At 44.0% G+C, this 10093-nt stretch carries 7 protein-coding genes, 1 other RNA gene and 1 pseudogene; 8 read left to right on the forward strand and 1 reads right to left on the reverse strand.

Going from position 1 to position 10093, the window contains the following annotated elements:
* Window positions 1-75 precede the first annotated feature (75 nt).
* Window positions 76-2523 carry a SpoIIE family protein phosphatase gene (locus PSE7429_RS18155; RefSeq protein WP_009628778.1) on the reverse strand — a complete coding sequence of 816 codons (2448 nt, stop codon included), beginning with the start codon at window positions 2521-2523 and terminating at the stop codon, window positions 76-78.
* 659 nt (window positions 2524-3182) lie between these two features.
* Here PSE7429_RS18155 and PSE7429_RS24640 point away from each other — a divergent pair.
* The 8 genes and pseudogenes from PSE7429_RS24640 (at window position 3183) to PSE7429_RS18185 (ending at window position 10037) form a co-directional block, all read left to right on the forward strand.
* Window positions 3183-3408, forward strand: a pseudogene (locus tag PSE7429_RS24640) (DUF7219 family protein).
* A 127-nt stretch (window positions 3409-3535) separates the two neighbouring features.
* Window positions 3536-3632: signal recognition particle sRNA small type (gene ffs / locus PSE7429_RS24645), an RNA gene on the forward strand.
* Window positions 3633-3666: 34 nt separating this feature from the next.
* Window positions 3667-4866, forward strand: coding sequence for an argininosuccinate synthase (locus tag PSE7429_RS18160; protein WP_009628780.1), 1200 nt, complete (start codon window positions 3667-3669; stop codon window positions 4864-4866).
* A 408-nt stretch (window positions 4867-5274) separates the two neighbouring features.
* A complete protein-coding gene (locus PSE7429_RS18165) occupies window positions 5275-5712 on the forward strand; it encodes a PH domain-containing protein (protein ID WP_009628781.1) in 438 nt (145 codons plus the stop codon).
* Window positions 5713-5971: 259 nt separating this feature from the next.
* Window positions 5972-6613, forward strand: coding sequence for an LON peptidase substrate-binding domain-containing protein (locus PSE7429_RS18170; protein ID WP_009628782.1), 642 nt, complete (start codon window positions 5972-5974; stop codon window positions 6611-6613).
* Between the two features lie 35 nt (window positions 6614-6648).
* A complete protein-coding gene (gene ald / locus PSE7429_RS18175; protein ID WP_009628783.1) occupies window positions 6649-7752 on the forward strand; it encodes an alanine dehydrogenase in 1104 nt (367 codons plus the stop codon).
* Between the two features lie 430 nt (window positions 7753-8182).
* Window positions 8183-9220 (forward strand): hypothetical protein, encoded by a 1038-nt coding sequence (locus tag PSE7429_RS18180; protein ID WP_009628784.1) that lies wholly within the window; start codon window positions 8183-8185, stop codon window positions 9218-9220.
* A gap of 109 nt (window positions 9221-9329) precedes the next feature.
* Window positions 9330-10037 (forward strand): tetratricopeptide repeat protein, encoded by a 708-nt coding sequence (locus tag PSE7429_RS18185; protein ID WP_233424386.1) that lies wholly within the window; start codon window positions 9330-9332, stop codon window positions 10035-10037.
* Window positions 10038-10093: the final 56 nt, after the last annotated feature.

Genomic DNA, 10093 nt, shown 5'->3' on the forward strand with positions numbered 1-10093 from the left:
TTGCGTAGCAAGGCTTTTACTTTTGGGCTTTTAAAATTTGCCAGCTTAACCCGAACTGACATTATTTAGGAATACCTATTTTTGTTTGAGTACGAGAAGGGTAATGTCATCATAGATTTTTTGATTGCCAATATGCGATCGCAAATCCTCAATTACCGCCTGACGAATAGCGATCGCCGAAGCATCAACATTTTGGCAAATCACTTCACATAATCGATCGACACCATAAAGTTTTCGGGCTTCGTTTTCCGCCTCGGTAATGCCATCGGTATACAACACAACGACATCTCCAGAATTCAAATGAATTTGCTTGTGAGCAAGAAAGTTCCCAATTTCTTCTTCTAGCCCAATGGGGAATCCCAAATCAATTGTATCAAATCTCTCTAGATAGCCATTCTTACGCACCACGATCATTTCTTCATGCTGACCGCTTAGCGTCAACTTACCTTGGTCGTAATCAATTAGGGACAGAGTTAAATTTTTGTCCGAATCCATTCGCTGCACGTTGCCATAAATCGTGCGGTTGAGAATATCTAAAAATCTGACTGGATCGTCTTCTTCATTTTGGAGTAGGGTGCGTACCGCAGTTTGCACCATAATCATCAACATACCGCTTTCTAGTCCATGCCCCGTCACATCGCCAATACCAATTTTGATCCGCCCATTTTGTTGCAGCACGTCATAATAATCGCCACCGACTTCCGCCGCAGGTTCCATAAAGCCCGCAATATCTAAGCCTATGACCATTGCTAATTCCTTGTCTTTAGGCAGAATCATTTCCTGTAGTTTGCGCGTAACTTCTAGCTCGCTACTCATTCGTAGATTTTCTTGTTTGAGCCGCTCGTTCAGCGCAATAATTTGTTGATTTGCTTTCTCTAAGGCAATTTCTGCTAATTTACGCTGACTAATGTCTTCAACAGTCCCCTCGTAGTAAAGGATTTTGCCATGCTCATCGCGTAGGACGCGCACATTTTCACTAATCCAGATCGCACTGCGATCGCGCCTATATACCTGCGACTCAAAGTTAGTAATCGTATCATTTACATCCATGAGAGCTTGAAACTGCTGGCGGCGATCGGGCTCAACATAGAGTTGGGTATTGACATCAACTAATTGCGTGACCATCTGCTCAACGGATTCATAGCCGTAGATTCTCGCCAAGGCTAGATTGACACTGAGATACTTTCCTTCAGGGCTAGTTTGAAAAATGCCATCGACGGAGTTTTCAAAAATGCTCCGATATTTTTCCTCAGATTCTCTCAAAGCGATCGCCACCTTGTTGAAAGATCGCACGACCATCGATAATTCATCTTTGCTATCTAGTTCGATCTCCGCCGCATTTCCCGATGTCATCAGCTTAGAAGCAATGTCTAACTGATAAACGGTGCGCATCACCGATAGATAGAAGCCGACAAACAAATAAGCAATCGCCATGAAGATAATCAACACAAAGAGCGAAATAAATAGTTTGCGCTCCTCAATAGCTTGAATCCGATACATCAATAATTCATCTAAGCGATCGAAAATTTGTTGTGACAGCGTAAAGCTATATTTCAGCGTATTTTCAATGGTTTGTTGATAGGCCCCTTCCGCCAAAGTAGACTGGCTTTCCTTATCAACAATCTGATTGGTATTAGCGATCGCCTCATTAACACCAGAAACAAAATCGTGCAATGCCCCGCTCAGCGAATTACGCAGATTGCCGCGACGATTATTTTTAAAAGCGCGTTCTAAATTTGCAGTTAAGTCGTTATTGTATTCATCTAGCGACCCCAACAAAGAAATCAGCAAGGTCTTTTTTTCATTAGCGGTTTCTTTTGCAAATGTCATCTCCCGATATGTCCGCATCATCTTATTTAAGACCTTTTGCATCTCTGGCAGCTTAACCGCACTCGCATCCATTAGATAGAAGGTATCTAGATCTGGATCGAGAATTAAATTTGAAAAATCCACGACATAAGCTCTCAAGCGATCGAGTTTTTCTAGAACTAAATCTTGGTTGCGAAACTCGGCAAGCCCTGTCGATTTCTGCAAATCTTGCCTTAAAGTCTCCATATCTTTGAGTTTATCGCCAGTTTGAATAATGCCTCCAATACGACGATCTACTTTCTCTAAATTGGCAAACTCTCGCTCGATCGCATTTTGGAGATCCTGCAATTCTCGTTGTGGCGATTGAGATATTTCTAAGCGATCTGAACGATCTTCTGAACGATCTATGAAACTAGCCCCTTGCGAATTTCTGTAAAACTGATTTTGCAAAATTAATTGCCGTTGGGGAATATATTGCCATAGTTGGCTAATAGGTCTTAGGTAAGCATTTCCATAAATTTCTTTTTGGGTAAATTCCACACGACTGTTTAGCTCTGACATGAGCAAATTCATCACCAAAGCAAGCGGTAAGACAAATAGCAAACTGATCAGAAAAAATTTCTGTGGATATTTCAATCGGTTCATAAGCACGATCGCGGGCTTGAATAGCATCATATTTTGTTTGAGACGATCTTCTAATCTATTTCTCGCCATGCTCCAGACTCTAAAAACTTACAACCTTGGTTTAAGTGAGTAAGTAAGTGGGCTTAATTAAATATAAAACCCTAAAACCTGCGGCGTACGCGGCGCGTGCGCCGCAGGTTTTAGCTCTGGATCTTAATTATGCTGAGGTACTTAAATAATTAATCCCTATAAATAACTAATCAATAACTAATAACTAAAGATTATTAATAGATTATTAATAATTATCGCCAAATTATTGCCAAATTATTGCTACTACCTTCCCAGTCAAGAAATAGCATTGCGTGGCTTCGCCCCACACCGTTATTTCTTGGTTTTATATATCTATTTCTTTAGTGGGAAGGACATAAGGAAATCTGGCAGAAAGCGATCGCTAATCCCATACTAATCGAATCTACTAGTAAACCTAGCAAAGTAGATAATACAAATCTGAATCTGTCGGAACTTATCACAAAATAGGGAATCATAATATACATAAATTAAAGTAAAAACTGGGTTAAGATTAAGTTAACAAACCACACTTAGCCGATAGATCTATACCCATAGTCATTCTGATAGCTGCCTCAAAATGTCATACATTCTGCATTTTGCGCCATTTGCTTTTGTAAGGCTCAATTTTTGCCATTACAGGCACTTTAGCCACTCTGAGTTGTAATCTACGGAGGAAAATCATGTCCAATATCACCAAATATCTGTTTCCTCGTTCGCGTTACTACGGTAAATTCACGCCTGAGAACTTGATATTTAATGCTAATTTGCAGGAGTTCTCTCACCGTGTAAGTATCATCAGTAGCCTAGAAACGGGGGGGAAAATTTCATCTCGGGAAGCCTACTTACAGACAGATTGCAGAGCTATGGCAGCAGCTAGAAAGGTCTAAAGTCGATCTCTTGAGGTGAAATTACTCAGAAGGAGAAATATGGCGCAAAGCGCCATATTCCTCCTTCTGGTCTTTAATGTGTGGATTTGCCAACAATTTATTTGACTATTGCCATAACTTCACCTCTTAGTGCTAATCTTATAGATGGCTCGGATCTATGCGATCGCAACGCCCGAATCGTGTCAGGGTCGGAAGACAGCAGCACTAAGGGATGCTTGAGATAGGCGTAGTACCCGGGCTACTTTTTTAGGTTTAGCAATGGGTTCAGGAGAGATTCATGGGTCGGGCGAAAAAAGTCGTACTTGCATATTCGGGCGGCGTTGATACATCTGTTTGCATTCCTTATCTCAAGCAAGAATGGGGTGTTGAAGAAGTCATTACCCTTGCGGCAGACCTAGGACAAGGCGATGAATTAGATCCCATCAAGCAAAAGGCTCTAGATTCAGGAGCGTCAGTCTCACTGGTTAGAGACGTAACCAAAGAATTTGTTACAGACTATGCCTTTCCAGCAATTAAGGCAAATGCACTCTACGAAAGTCGGTATCCTTTAACAACAGCTCTAGCACGTCCTCTCATCGCCAAAATTTTGGTGGAAGCAGCAGAAGAGTATGGTGCAGATGCGGTTGCCCATGGATGTACAGGTAAAGGCAATGACCAAGTCAGATTTGATGTATCGATCGCTGCATTAAATCCTGATATTAAAGTATTAGCTCCTGCACGCGAGTGGGGCATGAGTCGGGAAGAAACGATCGCCTATGGCGAAAGATTTGGGATTGCTTCACCCGTGAAGAAGTCTTCACCCTTTAGTATCGATCGCAATTTGCTAGGTCGCAGCATCGAAGCTGGTCCCCTTGAAAATGCGTGGAACGAGCCCCCCGAAGAAATTTATGCCATGACCAAGGCGATCGCGGATACCCCCGACGAGCCAACCTATACCGAAATTGGGTTTGAGAAGGGTATTCCTGTGGCGATCGATGGCAAAGCTCTAGAGCCTGTGGAATTAATTACCCAGCTTAATGCGATCGCTGGTAATAATGGTGTCGGGCGGATTGACATGGTGGAAAATCGTCTCGTGGGGATCAAGTCTCGCGAAATCTACGAAGCTCCCGCAATGTTGGTTTTGATCCATGCCCACCGCGATCTTGAAAGTCTAGCTTTACCTTCCGATCTCGCCCAATACAAGCGCGGCATTGAAGATACCTACGGCAAGATGATCTATAACGGGCTTTGGTATAGTCCGCTCAAATCTGCTCTTGATGCCTTTATTGATAGCAGCCAAGAGCGCGTGTCAGGGATCGTCCGTGTGAAGTTCCATAAAGGCAATGCCATCATCGTCGGTCGTCAGTCGGTTAACTCCCTTTACGACGAAGATTTAGCAACCTACACCAGTGCCGACCAGTTCGACCATAAAGCGGCTGAAGGCTTTATTTATGTCTGGGGTATGCCAATTCGAGTATGGGCCCAGAAAAATAAATAGCTTTTAGCTTTTAGCTTTTAAGTAGATAAGCGTAATTAAAAAACAAAACTAGAAGAGCGTACCACCCCTTACTTGGGCAGTACGCTCTTCTAGTTCGTAAGTTTACTTATACCAATTTACTGAAGTTAGCCAACAATTCTAGCCAACAATTCAGTGAATTAAAAAATAAACCCAGTAAGGTTTTAAGATTCCCAAAATGGCGTTGCCATTTTGGGAATCTCAAAACCTGCGGCGCACGCTGCGCGTGCACCGTAGGTTTTAGCTCTGGATTAATTGTGTTGAGTTACTTATTAACTTTAGGAAGAAAGCGCTTGTCGCTGCCTCTAATTTTTGATTTGGATAAGACTCAAGTCACGGTAAAATCTACTACAGCAAGCACTCGATAAGCACTTAACTGGCAATTTTTCTATGTCAAAAGTACCTTTACCCGATGAGCGTATTCTCTTTAAAGGTCATCCTGCGGTTATCGGTAGTGTGACGAGGTTACTTGTTGCCATTTTTACCCTAGGTTTTGCAGCGATTTGGTATTGGTTGAAATCAATTAATACGCAATATCTGATTACTTCGCAGCGCATTGTCATCGAAGTTGGGATTTTCTCCAAGGAAATTGAAACCCTAGAAATTTATCAGATCGACGATATTCATTTAGAGAAGCCCTTAAATCAGCGCATTATGGGCACGGGCAACATACTTTTAGTAACTCGCGATCTATCCGCACCAAAGGTAATATTGGATCGCTTACCAATTGATGTCAGAGAACTATACGAACAGATGCGTCCTTGCATTCAGCAGGCAAGGTTTCGCTATCGTATCCGCGATGAAGAAAATCCAAGGGAATTGCTTTGAAATTTTGATTTTTCTCGGCTCATTCCCAAAATCAAAGCTATTGATAAAATAAATTACCAAAACCTGTAAAGTTGCGCCCCGTAGGGGCGCAACTTTACAGGTTTTGGTTTGTAATAGCTGTCGCTTCTCTTGTGGGGACAAGATGGCAAACCTTCTCTGCTTGAGTTTGCCATCTTGAGCTTTGAATTTACTTAACGATCGCTATAAAACTCAAGCTAAACTAGTGAGAGCGTCTTAACTAGTGCCCAGTTTAGCAACAATGACTTCATCATCGATTTCAGTTCGCGAATTACCTCTGTTCCCCTTACCTGAGTTGGTACTATTTCCGGGACAGTCGCTGCCACTTCACATTTTTGAGTATCGCTATCGCATGATGATCAATACGGTACTGGAGAGCGATCGCATGTTTGGAGTACTAATGTGGGACTCGGAGACGGGTAAGCCTGCCAATATCGGCTGTGTCGCTCAAATCGTGCAGTACCATCGCCTACCCGATGATCGATTTAAGATTTTAACCATGGGTCAACAACGATTTCGCGTGCTGGAATATGTGCGCGAAACTCCCTATCGAGTGGGCTTAGTTGAATGGATTGAAGACGAGCCTAGCAACGATGCCCCATTTCTGTTAGCAACGGAAGTCCGTGAACTGCTCAATGACGTTATTCGTCTATCCCAGAAGCTCACTGATCAAGAAATCGAGCTACCCAAGATCCCCCGTGGTCCGATCGAATTGTCCTACTGGGTAGCCAGTAACTTTCAAGGAGCCAGCCTCGAACAACAGTCCTTGTTAGAAACCTGTGACACAGCCGCAAGGCTAAGACGGGAAGCGGAGATTTTATCTTCTACCCGAAGTCAGCTAGCCGCTCGTACTGTCTTAAAGGACACCTTTAAGGAAACTTAAGCTATTATTTTCAGGTATTTTCAGGAGAATCAACCGTGAAGATCGGCATACCGAAAGAAATCAAGGATCGGGAATTTCGGGTAGGCATGACCCCTGCGGGAGTTGCAGCATTAACCGCGCGATCGCATCAAGTGATGATCGAGACTAACGCAGGAGTTGGTTCGGGGTTTAGCAATGATGAATATATCCAAGCAGGGGGGAAAATTGTTAACGCACCAGAGGATGTGTACTCCCAAGAAATGGTGATCAAGGTGAAGGAGCCCTTGCCCAGCGAATATGCCCTACTTCATTCCCAGTTAATTCTCTTTACTTATCTCCATCTCGCCGCCGATCGCCAATTAACCGAAGCATTAATCCAGTCTGGCTCGACATGTATCGCCTATGAAACAGTACAGCTAGATAACGGACAGTTGCCTTTATTAGTACCGATGAGTATCATTGCAGGACGATTATCGGTGCAGTTTGGGGCTCATTACCTCACCAAGCAACAGGGAGGGAGTGGGGTTTTACTTGGCGGCATTCCTGGGGTGAGATCGGGGCATGTAGTTGTCCTTGGTGGTGGTGTAGTTGGTACGGAAGCCGCCAGAATGGCGATCGGTTTGGGGGCAAGAGTAACCATTTTAGATGTCAATCTTCAACGCCTCGGAGAATTGGAAGCTCTCTTTGGCTCGCGGGTACAGTTGTTATACAGTACGGCGAGTAATATTGCTGAAGCGGTTACATCGGCAGATCTCGTCATTGGCGCAGTATTAGTTGCGGGTAAACGCGCTCCTACATTGGTCAAAAGAGAACTTGTCCAAAGAATGCGATCGCATTCGGTCATTGTTGATGTGGCGGTTGATCAAGGCGGATGTATTGAGACTGTACATCCCACTTCCCATACAGTTCCAGTGTATGAAGAAGCAGGGATATTACATTATGGCGTACCAAATATGCCAGGAGCAGTACCTTGGACGGCAACGCAGGCTTTAGTCAATGCGACGCTTCCTTACGCCTGTGCTTTGGCTGATTTTGGATTGGAAGCCCTTGGACGCGATCGCACTCTAGCGCAAGGGCTGAATATCCAGAATGGTCGTATTGTTTATCAGGCTGTAGCCGAAGCATTCCCTGATTTACCCACCAGCATTAGGAGTTCTTAGCTAAGTGGCTGGGCATAATTAAAACCCAGAATCAAAAGCTGTAGCGCAAGCTGCGCTTGCGCTACAGCTTTTTGGATTTTATATTTAATTGCGTCCAGCTACTTATAATACCAATTCACTGAAGTGAGCCAACACTTCAATGAATTAAAAAGCAAACCCAGTAAGGTTTTGAGATTCCCAAAATGGCGTTGCCATTTTGGGAATTGGTATAAAACCCAAAAGATGATTGGCGACGCTAAGCGTCGCCAATCATCTTTTGGGTTTTGATTTGTCCTAGCTATCTCTTGCGTTGCTATACAACCATATTTGCTGAGGTTGTTAAAAAACTTGTTGGGTTTGGGTAATATCGAGCTTGTTACAAACAGCGTAACTGTTCCCATAGTTACCTAAGATGATGAGACCTAATTAGGGTCAATGATGAGGATAAATCATGAAAGCAGTGCGATTAAATCTTGAAGACAGACAAGCTTGGCAGAAATTGCAGCATGTTTTGACCAGTCTTGCTTCCGACTATATGGATCTAGTAGCTGCTGAGCAAACGGAGCTGAAGTTTGAGCAGCAAGTTCTATCCATTGCTTTTACTCTGATTACTTCTGACGCTAATCGCGATCGCCTCAATGAATTTACTCAAAATATTGATCGATACTTTAATCGACTCCAACTCGTTGGCGTGCGGCGCATTGAATGGGAATTTTATGTCATTGGGGAAGCAGTTCCATTATTAGCACAGGGACGGGATATTCCATTTATTGCTGCCCCCAAGCCTTTGCCATCAAATGCACTTGTCCGCGATTCTCGTCAACCATCGCGTAACGCTCAAAGTAGTCCTCTGGCTAGGGGTAAATTTAAAGCTGGTAATTTGGTGCGCCGTTTCCGTGGCTGGTTAGTTAGTCCCAAAACGATCCAAGCTGCCCGCACCGCTAGTCGCCTCACAATTCGCGATCCCAAAGGAGCTTTGGCAGCCATTGGCACTAGCGCGATCGCCAAGTTTAACGACACAATCCAGTGGGTTGATACCTTCCCTTGGGAAACTTGGACAAAGGAAAAAGCCCAGCAAATCAAACGTCGCCATCAACGCAATTTAGTTCGCGCTGTAATTGAGGATGTGCTGATCCTTGGCGTGATGCTAATTGCTCTATATTGGCTAACTGAAGTCTTATCGGGTCCATCCATTAACCTTGCCCTGATGCCCAAACAGCACCATGACACCAATATTACCAACGTTCAATATCGTTGTGGCAATCCTGCCATCTCCTTGAAAAACTATATCTGCCTCGGTCGAGGAATGAGTTACGACCAAGTGGCGAGTATTTTAGGCAGTGAAGGTAAGCCTTTGGGGATCGATCACAATGTTGGCGATCGCGCTGTGATCGTTAGTTGGTCGAGTGGCGAGATGAATATGAATGTTACTTTTTTGGATGACAAATTAGTTTCCAGAGCCTATCGTCAGTTTACGGCAAGCAAATAAAATAAAATGCAAAAGGCTCGCAAAGCGAGCCTTTTGCATTATCGATAGGAAAATTGCTTTGAAACGCTTGCCCACAATTTTCAGCTTGTCAAACTTAATGATGCTTGTCATGATGCTTGCAACGAGCCTCATGTTTGTATTTCCTGCGATCGCTGCTAGTTCTAAACCGTCAAATTCATCGCAGGCTCGTAAAGCAAACCAAGCCGATAAACAAGCAGCGGATGAGTATCGCCAACAGGGGCTTGCTTACCGCAAACAAGAACGATTTGAGGAAGCGATCGCGGCTTTAGAGAAATCCATCGCCCTCGATCCCCAAAATATTGATGGTCGGATTATTCTGGGTTGGACGCAGCATCTTGCCAAAAAAGATGAGGCGGCGGCAGCATCCCTATGGGAGGCGATTTATCGATCCCCATCCTCGCTACAAGCCTTTAATGCGATCGGCATTGTATATCTAGTCCGTGGGGACTTGCCTCAATCGGTGGTTCTGCATAGCTGGGCAGCCATCCTCAAAACTGATAATGAGATCGCCCATTACAACCTCAGCTTGGCTTATCAACGTCTCAAGCAATACGATCTGGCGATCGCCTATGCTCAAAAAGCGATCGAACTTGAACCCAATAATCCCCATCCCTTTGTCGCTCAGGCGATCGCGAAATGGGCATCAGGAGATCTACCTAACGCCCGCAAAATTTTTCGCGAGGCGATCGGCGTTGACGCGAGATATCGTAATCCTGAATTTTTAAATTTTCTTAATGAAGCAGGTTTTAGCAGCGATCAAATTCAAACCGCAAAACAAGTTTTAGCTAGCTCATAAAAGAACGTAACCCCAAGAATAAATTGGCGGCGCGAAGCGCCGCCAATTTATTCTTG

It is taken from the genome of Pseudanabaena biceps PCC 7429 (assembly GCF_000332215.1).
Classification (GTDB): domain Bacteria; phylum Cyanobacteriota; class Cyanobacteriia; order Pseudanabaenales; family Pseudanabaenaceae; genus Pseudanabaena; species Pseudanabaena biceps.

Bases quoted from the DNA above. Each gene is read 5' to 3' on its own strand.
- PSE7429_RS18170 (WP_009628782.1), top strand. From the start codon at position 5,972: ATGACTTCATCATCGATTTCAGTTCGCGAATTACCTCTGTTCCCCTTA.
- PSE7429_RS18165 (WP_009628781.1), top strand. From the start codon at position 5,275: ATGTCAAAAGTACCTTTACCCGATGAGCGTATTCTCTTTAAAGGTCAT.
- PSE7429_RS18160 (WP_009628780.1), top strand. From the start codon at position 3,667: ATGGGTCGGGCGAAAAAAGTCGTACTTGCATATTCGGGCGGCGTTGAT.
- PSE7429_RS18185 (WP_233424386.1), top strand. From the start codon at position 9,330: ATGATGCTTGCAACGAGCCTCATGTTTGTATTTCCTGCGATCGCTGCT.
- PSE7429_RS18180 (WP_009628784.1), top strand. From the start codon at position 8,183: ATGAAAGCAGTGCGATTAAATCTTGAAGACAGACAAGCTTGGCAGAAA.
- PSE7429_RS18155 (WP_009628778.1), bottom strand. From the start codon at position 2,523: ATGGCGAGAAATAGATTAGAAGATCGTCTCAAACAAAATATGATGCTA.